The organism is Cupriavidus sp. 291-E7 (assembly GCF_057798835.1).
In genome coordinates this window covers 106,650-124,849 of the sequence record NZ_JBYOJV010000012.1, presented here as the reverse complement: position 1 = coordinate 124,849, position 18,200 = coordinate 106,650, and the positions used below count along the sequence as shown (strand labels likewise).

Annotated in this window: 21 protein-coding genes; 9 read left to right on the top strand and 12 right to left on the bottom strand. The window is 65.3% G+C overall.

Annotated elements, in window-relative coordinates:
- Positions 1-14: 14 nt before the first annotated feature.
- From otnI to AC3FLX_RS21335, 6 genes are all read right to left on the bottom strand, one after another.
- Positions 15-797 (bottom strand): 2-oxo-tetronate isomerase, encoded by a 783-nt coding sequence (gene otnI / locus AC3FLX_RS21360; protein ID WP_488699315.1) that lies wholly within the window; start codon positions 795-797, stop codon positions 15-17.
- Between the two features lie 40 nt (positions 798-837).
- Positions 838-2,196, bottom strand: coding sequence for an MFS transporter (locus tag AC3FLX_RS21355; protein WP_488699314.1), 1,359 nt, complete (start codon positions 2,194-2,196; stop codon positions 838-840).
- A 183-nt stretch (positions 2,197-2,379) separates the two neighbouring features.
- Complete coding sequence (gene otnC / locus AC3FLX_RS21350; RefSeq protein ID WP_488699313.1) at positions 2,380-3,021, bottom strand: 3-oxo-tetronate 4-phosphate decarboxylase; 642 nt, start codon at positions 3,019-3,021, stop codon at positions 2,380-2,382.
- Complete coding sequence (gene otnK, locus AC3FLX_RS21345) at positions 3,018-4,292, bottom strand: 3-oxo-tetronate kinase (protein ID WP_488699312.1); 1,275 nt, start codon at positions 4,290-4,292, stop codon at positions 3,018-3,020. Before otnK ends, otnC begins: the two co-directional genes overlap by 4 nt.
- Before the next feature lie 4 nt (positions 4,293-4,296).
- Positions 4,297-5,190 (bottom strand): L-threonate dehydrogenase, encoded by an 894-nt coding sequence (ltnD, locus tag AC3FLX_RS21340; protein ID WP_488699311.1) that lies wholly within the window; start codon positions 5,188-5,190, stop codon positions 4,297-4,299.
- Between the two features lie 21 nt (positions 5,191-5,211).
- Entirely contained in the window at positions 5,212-5,955 is a 744-nt protein-coding gene (locus tag AC3FLX_RS21335; RefSeq protein ID WP_488699310.1) for a FadR/GntR family transcriptional regulator, read from the bottom strand.
- A gap of 174 nt (positions 5,956-6,129) precedes the next feature.
- On the opposite strand from AC3FLX_RS21335, the gene AC3FLX_RS21330 reads away from it, so the two are divergent.
- Positions 6,130-6,564, top strand: a complete 435-nt coding sequence (locus AC3FLX_RS21330; protein ID WP_488699309.1) for a GNAT family N-acetyltransferase — start codon at positions 6,130-6,132, stop codon at positions 6,562-6,564.
- A gap of 30 nt (positions 6,565-6,594) precedes the next feature.
- On the opposite strand, the gene AC3FLX_RS21325 is transcribed toward AC3FLX_RS21330, so the two are convergent.
- The 3 genes from AC3FLX_RS21325 to AC3FLX_RS21315 are packed head-to-tail and all read right to left on the bottom strand — an operon-like array spanning position 6,595 to position 9,595.
- Positions 6,595-7,749, bottom strand: coding sequence for a CaiB/BaiF CoA transferase family protein (locus AC3FLX_RS21325; protein WP_488699308.1), 1,155 nt, complete (start codon positions 7,747-7,749; stop codon positions 6,595-6,597).
- 35 nt (positions 7,750-7,784) lie between these two features.
- Complete coding sequence (locus AC3FLX_RS21320; RefSeq protein WP_488699387.1) at positions 7,785-8,780, bottom strand: tripartite tricarboxylate transporter substrate binding protein; 996 nt, start codon at positions 8,778-8,780, stop codon at positions 7,785-7,787.
- A 53-nt stretch (positions 8,781-8,833) separates the two neighbouring features.
- Positions 8,834-9,595: an enoyl-CoA hydratase/isomerase family protein gene (locus AC3FLX_RS21315; protein WP_488699307.1), complete on the bottom strand. Its 762-nt coding sequence runs from the start codon at positions 9,593-9,595 to the stop codon at positions 8,834-8,836.
- A 78-nt stretch (positions 9,596-9,673) separates the two neighbouring features.
- Here AC3FLX_RS21315 and AC3FLX_RS21310 point away from each other — a divergent pair, with 78 nt between their 5' ends.
- The gene (locus AC3FLX_RS21310; protein ID WP_488699306.1) at positions 9,674-10,330 is read left to right on the top strand and encodes a GntR family transcriptional regulator; all 657 of its coding nucleotides are present in this window, start codon (positions 9,674-9,676) and stop codon (positions 10,328-10,330) included.
- A 37-nt stretch (positions 10,331-10,367) separates the two neighbouring features.
- Here the strand turns inward: AC3FLX_RS21310 and AC3FLX_RS21305 are convergent, their stop codons facing one another.
- The 3 genes from AC3FLX_RS21305 to ygfZ form a co-directional block, all read right to left on the bottom strand.
- The gene (locus AC3FLX_RS21305) at positions 10,368-11,225 is read right to left on the bottom strand and encodes an NRDE family protein (protein ID WP_488699305.1); all 858 of its coding nucleotides are present in this window, start codon (positions 11,223-11,225) and stop codon (positions 10,368-10,370) included.
- Between the two features lie 70 nt (positions 11,226-11,295).
- Positions 11,296-11,586, bottom strand: a complete 291-nt coding sequence (locus tag AC3FLX_RS21300; protein WP_488699304.1) for a DUF4936 family protein — start codon at positions 11,584-11,586, stop codon at positions 11,296-11,298.
- A gap of 19 nt (positions 11,587-11,605) precedes the next feature.
- Positions 11,606-12,616 (bottom strand): CAF17-like 4Fe-4S cluster assembly/insertion protein YgfZ, encoded by a 1,011-nt coding sequence (ygfZ, locus tag AC3FLX_RS21295; protein WP_488699303.1) that lies wholly within the window; start codon positions 12,614-12,616, stop codon positions 11,606-11,608.
- Positions 12,617-12,822: 206 nt separating this feature from the next.
- Between ygfZ and mltG the strand changes: the two genes are divergently transcribed.
- The 7 genes from mltG (at position 12,823) to AC3FLX_RS21260 (ending at position 18,165) form a co-directional block, all read left to right on the top strand.
- Positions 12,823-13,821: an endolytic transglycosylase MltG gene (mltG, locus tag AC3FLX_RS21290; RefSeq protein WP_488699302.1), complete on the top strand. Its 999-nt coding sequence runs from the start codon at positions 12,823-12,825 to the stop codon at positions 13,819-13,821.
- A 4-nt stretch (positions 13,822-13,825) separates the two neighbouring features.
- A complete protein-coding gene (gene tmk / locus AC3FLX_RS21285) occupies positions 13,826-14,428 on the top strand; it encodes a dTMP kinase (RefSeq protein ID WP_488699301.1) in 603 nt (200 codons plus the stop codon).
- An 85-nt stretch (positions 14,429-14,513) separates the two neighbouring features.
- Positions 14,514-15,539: a DNA polymerase III subunit delta' gene (locus AC3FLX_RS21280; protein ID WP_488699300.1), complete on the top strand. Its 1,026-nt coding sequence runs from the start codon at positions 14,514-14,516 to the stop codon at positions 15,537-15,539.
- 103 nt (positions 15,540-15,642) lie between these two features.
- Positions 15,643-16,062 (top strand): PilZ domain-containing protein, encoded by a 420-nt coding sequence (locus tag AC3FLX_RS21275; protein WP_488699299.1) that lies wholly within the window; start codon positions 15,643-15,645, stop codon positions 16,060-16,062.
- 43 nt (positions 16,063-16,105) lie between these two features.
- Positions 16,106-16,615, top strand: coding sequence for a GNAT family N-acetyltransferase (locus AC3FLX_RS21270; protein ID WP_488699298.1), 510 nt, complete (start codon positions 16,106-16,108; stop codon positions 16,613-16,615).
- A gap of 16 nt (positions 16,616-16,631) precedes the next feature.
- On the top strand, positions 16,632-17,429 hold the full coding sequence (locus AC3FLX_RS21265) for a TatD family hydrolase (RefSeq protein WP_488699297.1): 798 nt from the start codon (positions 16,632-16,634) through the stop codon (positions 17,427-17,429).
- Complete coding sequence (locus AC3FLX_RS21260) at positions 17,422-18,165, top strand: ankyrin repeat domain-containing protein (protein ID WP_488699296.1); 744 nt, start codon at positions 17,422-17,424, stop codon at positions 18,163-18,165. The genes AC3FLX_RS21265 and AC3FLX_RS21260 overlap by 8 nt, the downstream gene beginning before the upstream one ends.
- The last annotated feature ends 35 nt before the right edge of the window (positions 18,166-18,200 follow it).

Genomic DNA, 18,200 nt, shown 5'->3' with positions numbered 1-18,200 from the left:
CAGCAGTCCTGTGATTAGCGCTTCAGGTAGGGCTTGAGCCAGTCCAGGCCCGCCGATGTGCCGGCGCGCGGCCGGTACTCGCAGCCGATCCAGCCCGTGTAGCCGAGCCGATCGATCACGTCGAACAGGTACGGGTAGTTCAGTTCGCCGATGTCCGGCTCGTGCCGCTCGGGCACGCCCGCAATCTGGATATGGCCGATGCCGGCAAAATCGCGCTCCAGCTTCTTGGCGATATCGCCTTCCACGATCTGGCAGTGGTAGCAGTCGAACTGCACCTTCAGGTTGGCGGCGCCCACCTGCTGGCAGATGGCCTGGCCGTCGTCCTGGCGGTTCAGGAAGTAGCCCGGCATGTCGCGCGTGTTGATCGGCTCGATCAGCACCGTGATGCCGTGCGCGGCAGCCGAAGCGGCGGCGTAGGCCAGGTTTTCGAGGTAGACGGCGCGGCAGCGGGCACGATCCGCGTCGGCCGGCACGATGCCGGCCATCACGTGCACGCGGTCGTTGCCGATCACGCCGGCGTATTCCAGTGCCTTGGCAAACGCGTTGCGGAACTCCGTCTCGCGGCCGGGCAGGGCGGCGATGCCGCGCTCGCCAGCACCCCAGTCACCCGGGGGCGCGTTGAACAGGGCCTGGGTCAGGCCGTGGTCGTCAAGCCGCTTGCGGATCTCGGCGGCCGGGTGATCGTACGGGAACAGATACTCCACGGCCTGGAATCCGTCCTTCGCGGCCGCGGCAAAGCGGTCCAGGAAGTCGTGCTCCGTGTACATCATCGAGAGGTTCGCGGCAAAGCGCGGCATGTCAGTTCTCCTTGAACAACAACTGCGACGAGAATGGATTTCAGCGGTTGACCAGCTTCGCCGGGGTCAGCCACACCAGCAGCGCACCCACTACCAGGATGGCCGACAGCACATACATCGGCAACTGCGTGCTCTGGGTCAGATCCTTGAGCGCGCCCACCATGTACGGGGACACAAAACCTGCCAGGTTACCCACCGAGTTGACCACGGCGATGCCCGAGGCAGCGGCAATCCCGCTCAGGAACGAGGTTGGCAGCGACCAGAACAGCGGCGCGCAGGTCAGCACACCGGCGGCAGCCAGCGACAGCGCCGCGATGGCCACGGTCGTATTGTGGGTGAACGACGCGGCAATCGCAAAGCCCGTGGCGCCCATCAGTGCCGGCACGATCAGGTGCCAGCGGCGTTCGCGGCGCGCATCGGCGCTGTGACCCAGGATGTTCATGACCACGATGGCGCAGAGGAACGGGATGGCCGACAGCAGACCGATATTGAGGTTGCCGGTGACCCCGCTGGCCTTGACCAGCGTCGGCATCCAGAACGTCAGCGCGTATTGGCCGGTCACAAAGCAGAAGTAGATCAGGCACATCCACCAGACACGGCGGTCGCTGAACACGGCGCCCAGCGAATGCACGTTGCGCTGGCCGTCCGTGGTGGCGGCTGTCGATGCGGCGCGTTCGTCTTCTTCGATGTTGCGCTTGAGCACGCGCTTTTCATCGCTGCTGAGCCAGGGCGCTTTGTCGATGCCATCGCGCAGCACGAAAATCGTCACGATGCCGATCGCGAACGCAGGCAGCGCTTCGATGAAGAACATCCACTGCCAGCCGGCCCAGCCGTGCGTGTCGTGGAACGCATCCATGATCCAGCCCGACAGCGGATTACCGAACATGCCCGCTACCGGAATGCCCGACATGAACAGGGCAATCATCTTGGCGCGGCGGTGCGACGGGTACCAGTACGTCAGGTACAGGATCACGCCCGGATAGAAGCCCGCTTCGGCCAGGCCGAGCAGAAAGCGCATGACGTAGAACTGCGTCGGTGTCTGCACGAACACGAATGCGGCGGAAATGATGCCCCATGTGATCATGATCCGCGCAATCCAGATGCGCGCGCCGATGCGGTGCATCAGCAGGTTGCTTGGCACTTCGAACAGGAAGTAGCCGATGAAGAACAGCCCGGCGCCAAGACCGAACACGGTTTCCGAGAACTGCAGGTCCTGCGCCATCTGCAGCTTGGCAAAGCCGACGTTGACGCGGTCCAGATACGCGATCACGTAGCACAGCATCAGGAACGGCATGATGCGCCAGAACACCTTGTGATAGGCGCTTTTTTCGGTCGCGTGGTCGGCATTCAGCCGTGCGTCGGCGGCAGGTGTCCCCACCGCGGGGTTGGATGCGGTCATGGATAAGTCTCCTTGGTCTTGAACCGGCTGAGGGTGGTCTCCCTCTCCCGCGCGGCGGGTGAGGGTTGGGGAGAGGGCAGGGCTTTGTTGTTCGACGTCGCCGGTTAAGGCGCTAGTCCTCTCTCCGAAGCCTCTCTCCCGCATGTGGGAGAGAGGAGTCAAGCATTCGGGAATTGTTGCGGTCTACCACTTCGCCTTGAACGTATCGCGTAGCTCCAGCAGCGCGTTCTCGTCGAGCGGCGCGGGTTTGTCCCTGAGCATCATCCAGAGCTTCGCCGTTTCTTCGAGCTCTTCGAGCGCCCAGGCTGCACGCGACACGCTGTCTTCCCACACCACCGGTCCCAGGCGCGCCAGCAGCACGCCGCGCACGTCGTTGGCCAACTGCGCCACGCGCGCGGCCACGGCCGGATCGCCGGGGCGATGGTACGGAATCAGCGGGATATGGCCGACCTTCATCACGTAGTAGGGGGTGATCGGCGGCAACACGTCATCGGGTTGCCAGACGCCTGCCAGCGTGAGCGCCACAAGGTTGGTGGAATGGGTGTGGACCACACCGTGCGCGTTCGGATTGTTGTCGTAGACACAGCGATGCAGCGTCAGTGTTTTCGACGGCTTGTCGCCGGACACCCAGGTGCCGTCCGTCGCCACCTTGGCAACCTTGGCCGGGTCAAGCGTGCCCAGGCAGGCGTCGGTCGGTGTAATCAGCCAGCCGTCTTCAAGACGGGCGCTGATATTACCGGCCGTACCGACCGTATAACCACGCTGGAACAGGCTCGCGCCGACGCGGCAGATCTCTTCGCGTAGTGCGTTTTCGTTCTGGCTCATCGTGCTGCTCCAAGCGCCTGCAGCGCTTCGTCGAAGAAATTCTCGCCGCCGAAGTTGCCCGATTTCAGGGCCAATGCCAGCGGTGCCTGGTCCAGGGTGACCGTGGCCGGCACACCGGGGGCAATCTGCTTGCCGATGCGCAGCGACTGCACGCCCAGCGCCTGCACCACGGCGCCCGACGTCTCGCCGCCCGCCACCACAAAGCGCCGCGTGCCGCTCGCCTTGAGCGCGGCTGCAATGCCAGCCAACGCATGTTCGACGAGTTCGCCGGCACGTGCCACGCCCAGCTCGGCCTGCACGGCCTTCACCTGTTCGGGTTGCGCGGTGGCGTAGACCAGAACCGGTTCGTCGTGATCTCGCACGAAGGCCAGCGCTTCGTCGACCACGGCTTCGCCGCGCGCCAGGCGCAGCGGGTCGATGCGAAGGGCGGGGCGCTTCTGCGCAATCCAGTGCGCGACCTGTCCGTTCGTCGCGCGCGACGCGCTGCCAGCCAGCACGACACCATGCCCGTTGACGGCCGGCACTTCGGCGGCGTCCGTGCGCGCAGGCAGCAGCCCCGCGCGGCGGAAATTCTCAGGCAGGCCCAGTGCAATGCCGGAGCCTCCCGTGATCAGCGGCAGCGAGGCGCAGCCCTCGCCCAGCGCGAACAGGTCGGTATCGGAAATCGCGTCGGCCACCGCGAGCTTCACGCCTTCGGCGCGCAGCGCGTCGATGCGTGCACGCACCGCATCTGCACCCTTGGCCACGGTGTCGTAGCGCAGCAGTCCGGTCTTGCTCTGGCTCTGGCGCTGCAGCACCCGCACCAGGTTGGCGTCCTTCATCGGCGTCAGCGGATGGTGCTCCATGCCCGACTCGCTGAGCAGCGCGTCGGCCACGAACAGGTGGCCGCAGAAGATCGTGCGTCCGTTTTCGGGGAAGGCCGGGCAGGCGATGGTGAAGTCGCTGCCCAGCGCGTCCAGCAGGGCCTCGGCCACCGGGCCGATGTTGCCCTGGTCCGTCGAATCGAAGGTCGAGCAGTACTTGAATACGAACTGGCGGCAGCCTTGCTCGCACAGCCATTCCAGTGCGGCCAGCGATTGCGCCACGGCATCGGCAGCCGGAATCGTGCGCGACTTCAGCGCAACCACGATGGCGTCGGCATCCACTGCGGACTTCGGCACGCCAATCGTCTGCACCGTGCGCATGCCGTTACGCACGAGCGTGTTCGCCAGATCGGTGGCGCCCGTGAAATCGTCCGCGATGCAGCCAAGCAAGGGTTGATTCGTGGCCATCTGCTTACTCCTTGGCGTTCGGCAGCTCGATTCCGGGGAAGATCTTGATCACGGCCGAGTCGTCTTCGCCGCCGTGTCCGGCGGTGGACGCCATCATGAACATCTGATGCGCGGCGGCCGAAAGCGGCAGCGGGAATTTGCTGGTGCGCGCGGTGTCGAGCACCATGCCCAGGTCTTTCACGAAGATGTCGACGGCGGACAGCGGCGTGTAATCGCCAGCCAGGATGTGCGGCACGCGGTTTTCAAACATCCACGAGTTGCCGGCACTGTGCGTGATGACGTCGTAAAGCGCGTCGGGGTTCACGCCTTCACGCAGGCCCAGTGCCATTGCCTCGGCCGCCGCGGCGATATGCACACCGGCCAGCAGCTGGTTGATGATCTTGACCTTGGAGCCGGCGCCATGCGCGTCGCTCAATCGATAGACCTTGCCGGCGATGGCGGCCAGCACGTCTTCGGCCAGTGCATAGGCTTGCGCCGGGCCCGACGTCATCATCGTCATTTCGCCGCTGGCAGCGCGTGCGGCGCCGCCCGAAACCGGGGCGTCGAGCATCAGCAGGCCCTTTTCGGCCAGCCGTTCGCCAAGCGATTCGGCAAAGCCGGGCGGAACGGTGGCGCTGGCGATCACGAGCTTGCCGGCAGCCATTTTCGAGACGGCGCCCTGTTCGCCGAACAACACCGACTCGGTCTGCGCGGCGTTGACCACGAGCGTGAGCACCACGTCGCAGCGCTCGCCCAGCTCGGCCGGGCTGCCGCATGGCACGCCTCCGGCTTCGGCAAAGCGGCGCAGCACTTCGTCGCGGAGGTCGAAAGCATGGACTTTGAAACCGGCGCGCAGCAGCGACTGCGCCACGCCATAACCCATCGCGCCCAAGCCGATGACGCCAACATTTCTGGACATGGAAATCTCCTGGATGCGGATTTAATGCGACGGGCCGGACGGCAGGTCGCCAGCGGCGTCCTCGCCCTCGCCGAGCTGGGAGAGCCGGCGCGCCGCGTTGTACATGTGGTTCTGTGCCGCATTGCGCGCGGCGTCGGGGTCGCCGGCCCGAATGGCGGCGACGATGGCCTGGTGTTCCTCGCGCACCTGCCGCGAGAAATCCTCGCGCCGCGCCTCGTTGGTGCGCGTTACCTGCGTGGCGGTTTCCAGGTACTGGCTCAGGAACGCCAGGGTCTTGAGAAAGTACGGGTTGCCGGTGGCTTCCGCGATGGCGCGATGAAAGGCCACGTCGGCGGCCACGCCATCGTCGCCCTGGGCGACTTCGGTATCGATACGCGCCAGCGCGGCATCGATATTGGCCATCGTCGCGTCGGTGCGGCGCCGTGCGGCCTGGGCGGCCACCTCGGCCTCGATGGACCGGCGCAGCTCGACGATCTGGAGCACGGCTTCGAGTGTGTCGACATCGGTGTAGTCGATCCGCAGCGGCCGGATGCCGGCCTGCTCGGTCACGAACACACCGCTGCCCTGACGCGATTCGACCAGCCCTTCGTACTTCAGCCGCGCAATGGCCTCGCGGATCACGGTGCGGCTCACGCCGAACTCCTCCGACAGCACGGCTTCGGTCGGGAGCTTGGCGCCACGTGGAAACACGCCGCCTTCGATCTTTTCGAGTAGCTGTTCGGCCACGCTGTCAGTCAGCGCGCGAGCGGGAATCTTCTGGAACATCGTTATCACATCATCGGGTAGTCAGGTCATCATACAAATTTAACGAAAGGATGGCAGGGGGGTAATCCCTAGGATGGTGCGCCCGGCGTACGATAATCGCGCAAGTCGGGCTGTCTGATTGATCTGGCTGGGCGTATGATTGCGCCTCTTTCAGACTTCCATATCCGCCGCATCATGTCCGTCACTTCCAATTCCGTACTGGTCTGCGCCTGGGACGAAGCCCGCGAGCGCGCACGCGCCATCCGCTACAGCGTCTTTGTGGAGGAGCAGGGCGTACCGGTGGAACTGGAATGGGACGATATGGACGCGCCGAGCTGGCACGCGCTGGCCTTTGCCGCCGACGGCACGCCGGTGGCCACGGGGCGCCTGCTGCCCGACGGCCATATCGGGCGCATGGCCGTGCTGAAGGTGGCGCGCGGCACCGGCATGGGCGCCCGCGTGCTGGATGCGCTGATGGCCAAGGCTGCCGAGCTGGGCTATGCCGAGCTGATTCTCAACGCGCAGACCCACGCCGCGCCGTTTTACGCGCGCGTGGGCTTTGAGCAGGTGGGTGACGAATTCGAGGAGGCGGGGATTCCTCACGTCGAGATGCGCAAGCGCGTCGGATAAATCCGACCTTCCGCCCCCGCCCCCGGTGCGCTAAGCGCCAAATTCGCTTAGCAGCGCATCCCGATCCTGATCGAGCCGGGGGGCCGGCCGTATCGCGCCGGCGTGCCACGATTCGCCGATCTTGATGGGATTGCCTGCCACGCGCAGCGACTTGTCCGCGCCGATGCCGACATCGAGCAGCATGTGCCGGGCCGCCACGTGCGCGTTGTCCATGATCTGCGGCACGCCGTTCAGCGGGCCATGCGGCACGCCGGCGGCTTCCAGTATTGCTTCCCACTCGGCCGTAGGCGCCTCGCGCAAGCGGGTTTCCAGGCAGGCCTTCAGATCCGCATGGTGTTCGTTGCGGGCCGGTACCGATGCAAACCGTGGATCGTCGACCCATTCGGGCCGGCCGAGTGCGCCGCAAAGCCGCTCGAAGAGGGCGTCGTTGCCCACCGCGATGACCACGAAGCCGTCCTGCGTGGCGAACATGTCGAACGGCGTGATCGAAGGGTGTCGGGTACCGAGCGGCTTCGGCACGTTGCCAGTGGCCGAAAAGCGGGCGATGGGATTTTCGAGCAACGCCACCTGACAGTCGAGCATCGAGATATCGACGCGCTCACCCAATCCGGTTGCGGCGCGCCGCAGCAGTGCTGCCTGGATGCCGATCGTGGCATACAGGCCGGCGCCGATATCGCCAATCGACACGCCGACGCGCGCCGGGTTGCCGCCCGGTTCGCCAGTCACGCTCATGAGGCCGCCCATCGCCTGCACCACCATGTCGTACGCGGGGCGATTACGGTAGGGGCCGGTCTGGCCGAAGCCCGAAATCGACGCATATACCAGGCGCGGAAAGCGCGTGCGCAGCATTTCCCACGTGTAGCCGAGCTTGTCCATCACGCCCGCGCGGAAGTTCTCCACGAGCACGTCGGCACCTTCGAGCATCCGCTCCAGCACCGCCCGGTCGGCGGCGTCCTTGAGGTCGAGCGCTATCGACGATTTATTGCGGTTCACCGATGCAAAGTACGCGGACTCCCCGTCGACAAATGGTCCCACCTGACGGGAATCGTCGCCACGGCCGGGGTTCTCGATCTTGATGACGCGGGCGCCCAGGTCGGCCAGCATCATCGTGCAGTAGGGGCCGGCCAGCACGCGCGTCAGGTCGACGACCGTGATGCCGTGCAAGGGGCCGTGAGATGTGGTCATGCGGTACTCCTGTGTGTGCGTTGCTTGGGCCGGCATCAATCGATCTTCGCCCCGCTTGACTGCGCCAGGTCGACGCCGATCTTGCCTTCGCGTGCCGCGAATTCTCGGAATTCGGCTACCGATGTCGACACGGAGACCTCGTCGCCCTGGGCCAGGAAGCGCTTCCTGAGCTCGGGGTCGGCCATGACCTTGGCGGTGGCGGCGAACAGCTTGTCGATGATTTCGGGCGGCGTCCTGGCGGGTGCGAACAGCCCATACCAGGCGGACAGGTCATAGCCCTTCACCCCGCTTTCGGCGATGGTCGGCAGTTGCGGATTGGCGTTGGAACGCTGGGCCGATGTAACGGCGATCGGTACCACCTTGTGGGTGTCGATCATCGGCTTGACCGATGGCGCCGTGCCGAAGGTCAGTTGCACATCGCCGGCCGCCACGGCCTGCGCGGACGGTGCGCCGCCCTTGTACGGCACATGCGTCATGCGCACGCCGGTCAGCTTGGTGAAGTAGACGCCGGCCAGGTGCGTGATAACGCCGTTGCCCGACGACGAATAGTTGATGGCACCCGGATGGGCCTTGGCCTGGGCGATCAGGTCCTGCACGTTCCTGATGCCGCTGTCCTTGTTGACGGCCAGGATCAACGGCGCGGCGGACAGCTTCGTGATCGGTACGAAATCGGACGGCTCGTACCGGATGTTCTTGTACAGCACCTTGTCGCCGCCCATCAGGCTGGCCGTGGCGATGTAGAGCGTGTAGCCGTCGGGCGCGGACTTGGCCACGTACTCGGCCGCGATGGTGGTGCCCGCGCCGGGCCGGTTGTCGACGACCACGGGCTGCCCAAGCTCGCGGCTCAGCGCATCGCCGTAAAGCCGCGCCGTGTTGTCCGCGCCGCCGCCGGCCGGAAATCCGATCACGAGCCGGATCGGCTTGTTGGGATAGCTGGCCTGCGCCGAGGCGGCAATCGGCAGCACCGCGATCAGGGTGCCAAATGCAGTCAGCGCTGTGAGCGCGGCGCGATGGGTCAGGGTGGTCGTCATCATGATGTCTCCTCCGTAGCTGTGTCGCCACTTGAGTGAATGGACGCGGCAGGCTATCTGCCGCGGAACGCAGGGGTCCGTTTCTCCTTCCACGCCGCAGCGCCCTCACGCAGGTCTTCGGAGGTTTCCGAGCGATGGATGTCGTGCCGCAAGGCGTCGGCGTCGAGCCGTCCGCAGGCAATGTCGTTGAGGTGGCGCTTCATGCCGAGCAGCGCAATCGGCGCCATGCCGGCCAGCTGCGCGCTCAGCGCTTCCACGCGCGTGGCCAGCGCATCGGCGGGCACTACTTCGGTCAGGAAGCCGATGCGCAGCATCTCGTCGGCCTCGATGCGGTCGGCGGTCAGGAACAGCCGCTTGGCGGCGTTCAGTCCCAGCCGCGACACGTAGCGTTCCATGCCGCCGCGATAGAAATGCAGGCCCAGCCGGGCGGCGGGCATGAACATGTCGCAGGTGGGTACGCCCACCCGGAAATCGCACGCCAGGCACAGGTCGGTGGCGCCGCCATAGACACCGCCCTGGACGGCCGCAATCGTGATCGGGCGCGCGGCCTCGATAGCGTCGATCACCTCGCCGAAGTTGGCTGCGCCTTCCTCGGCCTTGCCGGCAAGCGAACCGATGTCGTAGCCGCTGCAGAAGTACTTGCCTTCGGCCGCGAAGCGCAGAACGAGCACGTCGGGCATGGCATTTACCGCGGATACGTGGTCGCGCAGTGCAATCAGGTCGCCAGGAGTCAGCCGGTTGGCTACCTTGGGCCGCCGCAGCGTTATCGTGGCGACACGGCCTTCGATGGCCAGGGAGGGTGAGGTATCATCCATTCCGTTATATCTCGAAGCCTTTTAAATATATCAGCAAAGGCTACAGATATTTTTCTATGGAAAGTAGAGGGTATACCCGTGCAATCGCTACAAGACCGGATTCGGGAAAGCGTGATCGCCGCCATTCAGGCGGGAGAGCTGAGGCCCGGGGCGCAGATCGACGAGAAGATGCTGGCCGAGCGGTTCGACAGTTCGCGCACGCCGGTGCGTGAAGCGCTGCTGATGCTGGCCGCTCAGGGGCTGGTATCCATCGCGCCGCGTGCCGGCATGTTCGTCCACAAGCCCAGCGCGGCGGAGCTGGTGGCGATGTTCGAAACGCTGGCGGAGATGGAGGGCGTGGTGGCGCGCCTGGCAACGCGGCGCATTTCAGCGGAAGGGCGCAAGGCGCTGATCGAATCGCACGAGGCAGCCGGCATCCCGGCTCGCGCGCGCGACGCGGCGGCCTATGCAGAGGCGAACCGGGCGTTTCACGAGGTGTTGTACCAGGCGGCCGCCAATCCGTTTCTGTCGGAGCAGATCGTCCAGTTGCGGCGGCGCCTGGCTATCTATTGGCAGCGGAAGGACCTGATCAATGAGGCGCGCGTGGCCACGTCGTACCGCGAGCATGGCCACGTGGTCGAGGCGATTCTGAGTGGCCAGGCCGATGCCGCGGCCGAAGCCATGCGTACGCATATCTCGGCGGGCGGCAAGGCGCTGGCTGATCTGGTGCTGCTGGCCGATGCGTCATCGGCGTGAAGCAGCGCGCGGGGGTGAAGCCGTGTGGCGGCGAGTATTACCGTGGCGCGGGGACCGTACCCTTGTCGCGGGCCACGTTCAACCTGCCTTCGTAGGACACCTCACCGGTCTGGCCATCCGCATTGAAGCTGCGCTCGATGAAATCGAAGCGCCCGTCATGGCGCACGCGCAGCACTGTGCTGGCGCGCGTGCCATAGCTCGGCGAGCGGATGAACGCCGACGACAGCAGCTTTTCCCACTCGGGTGCCACGCCGGTATTCGGCAATTCCCAGTCAGGCGCCTGCTTTTCGTCGGCCAGCATCTGCAGATAGGGCGCGGGACTGGACCCAAGCTGTCCGCGATCGGCGGCAAGTACCTCGCATAACGCGCCCACGCGGCTTCTCACCTTCGGCCACGGGGTATCGAGCAATGCGTTCGACAGACCATAGAGGCCAGGCTTGAGTTTCTGCGGCTGGCCCGATTTGGATCGGTTGCTGTACCACCAGAGATCATGCAGATCGCTGGCAAGCAGGTTGAAGCCGTTGTAGGCGCCGTGCGCGCGAGCCAGGTCGTGCAGGTACTCGTCGGGCGTCTGGTTGCCGCGCAGAAAATGCGACACCAGTTCGCCGCGCGAGCGTGCGTCGGTACGTTTTTCGGAAGGGGCGCGGTAGTTGGTCAGCGCGGCAAAACGCGCGCGGGAATCGTCCGGCCACTCGGGCGATTCGGCATTGGCGATGCCCATCCACGTGCCGGCATCGCCAATCACCTCCGCCAGGTCGCGGCCGCCCAGCACTTCGGGGGCATCCTGCCACCAGTGCGCGGCCGCCGCCGGGCGGGCATAGAATTCGTCGCGGTTGCCGGCCACCACCAGGGCATAGTCCGGGTGCGATTGCCAGGCCACCAATATCAGACACATGGGGCTTCCTTTACTGCTTTGTCTTACTGCCTAGTTACTGCATGGCGGTCCGACGGCAAACTGCGCACCGTCAGAGCACGTCAAGGTCGATGAACCGCTCGCTCATCCGATCGCCGCTGATCCACTGCGCCAGTCCGCTCTGACGCCATAACCCATCAAGGGTGGCTTCGAAGGCTGGCGGCACGTCGGCATAACTTTCCATCCACGTCTGCATGCCCGCGCGGGTCTCGGGCCTGCGCATCAGCGTACCACCAATCCCGGTCGCCTCGGCGACCGTTTCCATCCAGCGGTGCCAGTGTGGCAGGGCGTCCGCCGCGTGCGCATCCGGTACCTTGAAGTAGACGTAGAGATGATCGCTCATGGCGGAGTTCCCGTGGCGTTCAACCGGCCGCTTCGGCCTCGTTCGGCAGCGGCACTTCGTACGGCAGCGCACGTGTGGCGAGCGCGGAGCCATTGGCGGCGCCCAGGTGCAGCGCGCCGGCCGCAGCATCGATCTTCAGCTCGGCCAGGCCGTCCCAGCCGCCCAGCGGCGACGCGGCGGCGTTGACGATCATGCCGCACGGCTGCTCGGGGTCTTCCGGTCGGAAGATCTCGGCGGCCGCGGCCGGCACGTCGCCTTCACCGTGCACGCGCCACATGCGGCGCTTGAGCGTGCCGCGATACTGGCTGCGCGCCACCACTTCCTGGCCGGGATAGCATCCCTTGCGGAAGTTGACGCCGCCAAGCAGTTCGAAGTTGATCATCTGCGGCACGAACTGTTCCTGCGTGGCGGCAGCGATGCGTGGAATTCCCGCGCCAATGTCGAGCCAGTCCCAGAACGCCGGCGCCGCCGCTGCCAGCTTGGCGCCCAGCGCCTGCCGCAGGGCCTCGGCGCGTTCGGTGGCGGCAACAATTTGCCAGCGCGGCTCGCCTTCGGCATCGGCCAGGCGAAGCACGGTCACGCCATCGGCATGGGCCGCGGCCAGCGGGCCCTGGGGCACCGGCAAGCCAGCCTGGCGCAGCGCGGTTTCGGCCCCGATGCCAGCGACGCCCAGCACGCGATGCGTGGCGGACAGATCCGACAGCTTGGCCTTGGCGCGTAGCACGAACATGCTCAGGCGCTTCTGGATGGCGGGCTGGATATCGGCGGACAGTTGCAGCACGATGCCCTCGGCGTCACGCCACATCAGAAAGCTCGCCATCAGGCGGCCCTTGGGCGAGCAGTAGCCGGCCAGCCGCGCGGCATCGTCCGGCAGGTCTTCCACGGCATTGGTCAGCTGGGTGTGCAGGAAGGTGGCGGCATCGTCGCCAGCCACGCGGATCAGGCCAAGGCCAGCGGGGGCGGTCACGATACCGGCATGGGGCAGGGCGGCAAAGCTGTCGGCGAGGGACGGGAATTCAGTGGCGGACATGCAGGCGGTCCTGGAAGGCTATGGATACGGTGAATTGGGGGCGCAACGTGGCAATGCAACGCGCGTGCAACGCCGCGCGTAACGCTCAGTGACACATCGGCCACAAGGCTCCCGGTATTATATGGGCCTGTCGCCATTCCGGCCGGCCGCTCCAATGATCCCGACCCGCCGGCGGGGGCATGGCGGCCGGCCTTTATCCTAGCTACATGAAACGTCTGTTCCTGCGCCTGGTCGGGGTATTGCTGGTCTTTGCCGCTGCTGCTGCCGGCGGTTTCGCCTGGTGGGCCCATCAACCGCTCGGCCTGTCCGCGTCCCCCGTCGAAGTAATCATCAAGCCGAACTCCGGCGTGGCCAGCGTTGGCCGCCAGATTCAGCGCGGTGGCGTGGCGATGGATCCGCGCCTGTTCCAGTTGCTGGCCCGCATCGCGGGGCATGGCGCCGATCTCAAGGCGGGTGGCTACCAGTTTGAAACCGGCGTGACGCCGCTCGATGTGATCGAGAAACTGGCCAAGGGCGAGGTCACGCACTACGTGGTGACGGTGATCGAGGGCTGGGAATTCCGCAAGATGCGCGCCGCCGTGGATGCGAGCCCGGCCCTGAAACACGATACCCAGAACATGTCCGACGCCGAACTGATGAAGGCGATCGGCGCGGCGGAGACGTCGCCGGAAGGGTTGTTCTTCCCCGATACCTATCTGTTCGCGCGCGGTAGCAGCGACATCGAACTCTACAAACATGCCTACCGCGCCATGCAGAAGCGGCTGAACGACGCATGGACGGCGCGCGCGCCCGACCTGCCGTACAAGACCCCGTACGAGGCATTGGTCATGGCATCGATCGTCGAAAAGGAAACGGGCCAGGCGGCGGAGCGGCCGATGATTGCCGCGGTGTTCGTCAACCGCCTGCGCAAGAACATGATGCTGCAGACCGACCCGACGGTGATCTACGGCGTTGGCCCGGCGTTTGACGGCAACCTGCGCAAGAAGGATTTGCTGACCGACACCCCGTACAATACGTACACCCGTACGGGCCTGCCGCCGACGCCCATCGCCTTGCCGGGCCTGGCCTCGCTGGCCGCGGCCACCACGCCGGCGCCTACCGATGCGCTGTATTTCGTGGCCCGTGGCGACGGCAGCAGCCATTTTTCCAGCTCACTCCCTGAACACAATCGCGCGGTCGACAAGTACCAGCGCGGAAAGCCCTGATTTCATGCGCGGCAGATTCATTACCTTCGAAGGCATCGACGGCGCCGGCAAGAGCACCCATATCGAATGGGTCGCCGGCCGCCTGCGCGAACGCGCAACCGTGGTCACTACCCGCGAGCCGGGCGGCACGCCACTGGGTGAAGACCTGCGCAGCCTGCTGCTGCACCGCAAGATGGACCTCGAAACCGAGGCGCTGCTGATGTTCGCGGCGCGCCGGGAACACATCGCGGAAGTCATCGAGCCAGCGCTGGCGCGTGGCGACTGGGTGATCTCCGATCGTTTCACCGACGCGACGTTTGCCTATCAGGGCGGCGGCCGAGGCCTGCCGCGCGAGCGGCTTGAAGCGCTGGAGCAGTGGGTGCAGGGCGGCCTGCAGCCGGACCTGACGCTGCTGTTCGATGTGCCACTTGAAACGGCCGCCCAGCGCCTGGCCAATGCACGCGAGCCGGACAAGTTCGAAGCCGAATCGCGCGCGTTCTTCGAGCGCACCCGTGCCGAATACCTGCGCCGGGCTGCCGAAGCCCCCCGGCGCTTTCGCGTGATCGACGCCACGCGATCGATCGATGAGATTCGTGTGGAACTTGCGAAAATCATCTCAAGTCTTTGATTTTTTGAATATATATGCGCGCAATGATATGTCCGGGCGATGCTTGGACAATACATGAGAGCGGCGCGCTAACTGACTGATTTGCATGCTTTATCCCTGGCAACGAGAAGACTGGCAACGGCTGGCCGCGCTGCGCGACAGGCTGCCGCATGCGATGCTGCTGCACGGCCAGCAAGGCATTGGCAAACGCGACCTGGCGCTGCATTTCGCCCAGGGGTTGCTATGCGAGACGCCGCTGGCTGACGGCCAGCCGTGCAATACCTGCAGTGCCTGCCACTGGTTCAGCCAGGGCAACCACCCGGACTTCACCGTGGTGCGGCCCGAGGCGCTAGAAGCCGGCGCGGGCGGCGATGCCGAGGGGGATGGCGAATCCGGCGGCAGTAGCAAGAAGAAGGCGCCGAGCAAGATCATCCGCATGGAGCAGGTGCGCGCGCTGATCGAAGCGGTCGGCGTTGGCACCCATCGCGCCGGCCTGCGCGTGGTGGTGGTCTATCCGCTCGATGCGCTGCAAACCGAGGGCGCCAATGCGCTGCTCAAGACGCTGGAGGAGCCGCCGCCATCGACGGTGTTCCTGCTGGTGACGGACCGACTCGACCGCGTGTTGCCGACGATCCTGTCGCGCTGTCGCCAGTTCTCGGTGACGCGCCCAACCGAGGCCGCTGCGCTGGAATGGTTGCGCAGCCAGGGTGTGGCGGACGTGGAGGCGCAACTGGCGCTGTCGGGCGGCGCGCCGCTGACCGCGCTGCACGCCGCCGAGGCCGAAGAACAACCGTTGCAGCGCTGGCTGGTGGGCCAGTTGGGCGCCGGCGCCGCATTCGATGCGCTGGCCGCGGCCGAGCAGTTGCAGAAGCTGCCGGTACCGGCAGTGCTTGGCGTGCTGCAGCGATGGGTCTATGACCTGCTGGCGCTGCGCCTGGGCACGGGCGCTGTTCGCTACTTTCCGAAGGAGCAGGTTGCGCTGGGCCGTTGCGCCGGCGCCACCGATGCTCACCGTCTGCAGGGGTTTGCCGCGCGGCTGCTCAACCACCGCCGCAGCGAGAACCATCCGTTGGCGGCGCGCCTCGTCATGGAGTCGGTTTTTCTCGATTACCGGCAATTGTTCCGCCAATAGTTCCAAAACCATAGGCATCGACGGGCACACGTGGTAAAAGTCGAGCCAAGCAGTTCAATATCCAATAGCCCGCAAAAAGTGGGCAAAAAGTCAGGGGTCAAACATGAATGCACCAGTCACGATGCCACCGCGTCCAGCGGCGGCTGTACCTGGCAACCCGGCCGCGCCCGCGACGGGCGGGGCACCGCAGCGGCCGAACGTGTTGTCGCTGTCGATCAAGGATCAGGCCGGCCTCTACGGCGCCTATATGCCGTTCCTGGCGCGCGGCGGGATCTTTGTGCCGTCGAACCGGCCGTTCCGGCTGGGCGAACAGGTCTTCCTGGTGCTTTCATTGCTGGACCGGCCACAGAAGTACCAGGTGCAAGGCACCGTGGCATGGATTACCCCGGCCGGCACGCCGATGAAAACGCCCGGCGTGGGCGTGCATCTGCCGGACGACGATAATGGCCGTACGCTCAAGCGTGCGGTGGAGGAACTGCTGGGCAAGGCCATCGAATCGGGGCGGCCCACGCAGACCCTGTAACTTGATGTGAGATGCGAAGTCTGCTTCGCAAGTGTCTGTATTTATGAGTGAATCTGGTTTTACTGTTCGTCTTGCGACGCAAGATGACCTACCCGGCATCGTCGAGATCTACAACAGCACGGTGGCGTCGCGCATGGTGACGGCCGATACGGAGCCGGTGTCCGTGGCCTCGCGCCAGGCATGGTTCGCGGCGCACCAGCCCGAACGGCGCCCCCTCTGGGTATGCGAATCCGCCGATGGCCGCATGGCGGGCTGGGTCAGCTTTTCGGACTTCTATGGCCGGCCGGCCTACGGCGCCACGGCGGAAGTCTCGATCTACCTGCATGAGGGTTTCCGTGGCCAGGGTCTGGGCCGCTTCCTGCTTGACTCGGCCATCGCGCATGCGCCCAAGGTGGGCGTGAATACGCTGCTGGGCTTTATCTTTGGCCACAACGCGCCGAGCCTGGCCCTGTTCGAGCGTCATGGCTTCTCGCGCTGGGGCGACCTGCCGCGCGTAGCCGTGCTGGATGGTGTCGAGCGCGACCTGGTAATCCTGGGCCGCCGCCTCGATTGAACGCGGGGCACGCACCATGTTTGTCGATTCCCATTGCCACATCGATTTTCCGGAGCTGGCGCAGCGCCTGCCCCAGTTGCTGGAAAACATGAAGACCAACCAGGTCACGCATGCCCTGTGCATTTCCGTGACGCTGGAAGACTTTCCGCGCGTGCTGGCGCTGGCGGAACAGCATCCGAACCTCTACGCGTCGGTAGGCGTGCATCCCGATTACGAGGAGGATGCCGAGGAGCCGACGCTGGAACGCCTGGTCACGCTGTCTGCCCATCCTCGCGTGGTGGGCACCGGTGAAACCGGCCTGGACTACTACCGTCTCAATGGCCGTAGCGTCGACGACATGGAGTGGCAGCGCGAGCGGTTCCGCACCCATATCCGGGCTGCGCGACAGACCGGCAAGCCGCTGATCATCCATACGCGATCGTCAGCCGACGATACGATCCGCCTGATGCGCGAGGAAAACGCGCGGGAGGCCGGTGGCGTGATGCATTGCTTCACCGAGACCTGGGACATCGCCAAGAAGGCGCTCGACGAAGGCTTCTACATTTCGTTTTCAGGCATCGTCACGTTCAAGAGCGCGGCCGATCTGCAGGAAACCGCGAAGAAGGTGCCGCTGGATCGCATGCTGATCGAGACCGACTCGCCATACCTGGCGCCGGTGCCGTATCGCGGCAAGACCAACGAACCGGCCTGGGTGCGTCATGTGGGTGAGTTCATCGCCAAGCTGCGAGACTTGCCAGTGGAACAGGTGGCGGAACAGACGACGGATAATTTCTTCCGCCTTTTCAAGCACATAGACAGGAATTCTCATGCTTGATATGAAGATTCGACGCCTGGCTGCGGTGATGGCCCTGGTGGGCATGACGGCCATGACGGGCTGCGCGCTGGTACAGGCCGCGCCGGCCGACGATATGCGCAAGGCCGTCGAATTCGACGATGGCAACACCGTGCAGAAGCTGCTTGCCAAGGGGGTGGACCCGAATATCGTCGACCTCCGCGGCAATCCGATGCTGGTGGTGGCGCTGCGCGAGAAATCGAAAAAGGCGGCGACCGCGCTGATCAAGGCCAAGAACATCGACTTCGACAAGACCAATCCGGCTGGCGAGAACGCGCTGATGATGGCGGCGCTCAACGGCGAGCTGGACATGATCAAGCTGATGGTCGACGGCGAGGAAGCCGAGGTCAACAAGAAGGGCTGGGCACCGCTGCACTACGCGGCGACCAACGGCCACAACGACGTGGTCAAGTACCTTGTCGACCATGCGGCCTATATCGACGCGGAAAGCCCGAATGGCACCACGCCGCTGATGATGGCGGCGCGCGGCGGCCATATCGAGACAGTCAAGCTGTTGCTGGACGAGGGCGCGGACCTGCGCCTGAAAAACCAGCAGGGCATGACGGTGATCGACTTCGCGGAACAGTACAACCAGAAGGAGATCGCCGACGGGCTGAAATCCCGCTGGCAGAAACTCTACGGGACCGTGCCCGCGCCGGCCGCAAAGCCCAAGCCTTACGTTCCGCCCAACGGCCAGCCGCAACCCAAGCCCTACTGACCGCTAGGTCGGGTGACCAGGGTGTGCCGACGGGT

Coding starts and splice junctions, on each gene's coding strand:
- otnI (WP_488699315.1), bottom strand. CDS start 797: ATGCCGCGCTTTGCCGCGAACCTCTCGATGATGTACACGGAGCACGAC.
- AC3FLX_RS21355 (WP_488699314.1), bottom strand. CDS start 2,196: ATGACCGCATCCAACCCCGCGGTGGGGACACCTGCCGCCGACGCACGG.
- otnC (WP_488699313.1), bottom strand. CDS start 3,021: ATGAGCCAGAACGAAAACGCACTACGCGAAGAGATCTGCCGCGTCGGC.
- otnK (WP_488699312.1), bottom strand. CDS start 4,292: ATGGCCACGAATCAACCCTTGCTTGGCTGCATCGCGGACGATTTCACG.
- ltnD (WP_488699311.1), bottom strand. CDS start 5,190: ATGTCCAGAAATGTTGGCGTCATCGGCTTGGGCGCGATGGGTTATGGC.
- AC3FLX_RS21335 (WP_488699310.1), bottom strand. CDS start 5,955: ATGTTCCAGAAGATTCCCGCTCGCGCGCTGACTGACAGCGTGGCCGAA.
- AC3FLX_RS21330 (WP_488699309.1), top strand. CDS start 6,130: ATGTCCGTCACTTCCAATTCCGTACTGGTCTGCGCCTGGGACGAAGCC.
- AC3FLX_RS21325 (WP_488699308.1), bottom strand. CDS start 7,749: ATGACCACATCTCACGGCCCCTTGCACGGCATCACGGTCGTCGACCTG.
- AC3FLX_RS21320 (WP_488699387.1), bottom strand. CDS start 8,780: ATGACGACCACCCTGACCCATCGCGCCGCGCTCACAGCGCTGACTGCA.
- AC3FLX_RS21315 (WP_488699307.1), bottom strand. CDS start 9,595: ATGGATGATACCTCACCCTCCCTGGCCATCGAAGGCCGTGTCGCCACG.
- AC3FLX_RS21305 (WP_488699305.1), bottom strand. CDS start 11,225: ATGTGTCTGATATTGGTGGCCTGGCAATCGCACCCGGACTATGCCCTG.
- AC3FLX_RS21300 (WP_488699304.1), bottom strand. CDS start 11,586: ATGAGCGATCATCTCTACGTCTACTTCAAGGTACCGGATGCGCACGCG.
- ygfZ (WP_488699303.1), bottom strand. CDS start 12,616: ATGTCCGCCACTGAATTCCCGTCCCTCGCCGACAGCTTTGCCGCCCTG.
- mltG (WP_488699302.1), top strand. CDS start 12,823: ATGAAACGTCTGTTCCTGCGCCTGGTCGGGGTATTGCTGGTCTTTGCC.
- tmk (WP_488699301.1), top strand. CDS start 13,826: ATGCGCGGCAGATTCATTACCTTCGAAGGCATCGACGGCGCCGGCAAG.
- AC3FLX_RS21280 (WP_488699300.1), top strand. CDS start 14,514: ATGCTTTATCCCTGGCAACGAGAAGACTGGCAACGGCTGGCCGCGCTG.
- AC3FLX_RS21275 (WP_488699299.1), top strand. CDS start 15,643: ATGAATGCACCAGTCACGATGCCACCGCGTCCAGCGGCGGCTGTACCT.
- AC3FLX_RS21270 (WP_488699298.1), top strand. CDS start 16,106: ATGAGTGAATCTGGTTTTACTGTTCGTCTTGCGACGCAAGATGACCTA.
- AC3FLX_RS21265 (WP_488699297.1), top strand. CDS start 16,632: ATGTTTGTCGATTCCCATTGCCACATCGATTTTCCGGAGCTGGCGCAG.
- AC3FLX_RS21260 (WP_488699296.1), top strand. CDS start 17,422: ATGCTTGATATGAAGATTCGACGCCTGGCTGCGGTGATGGCCCTGGTG.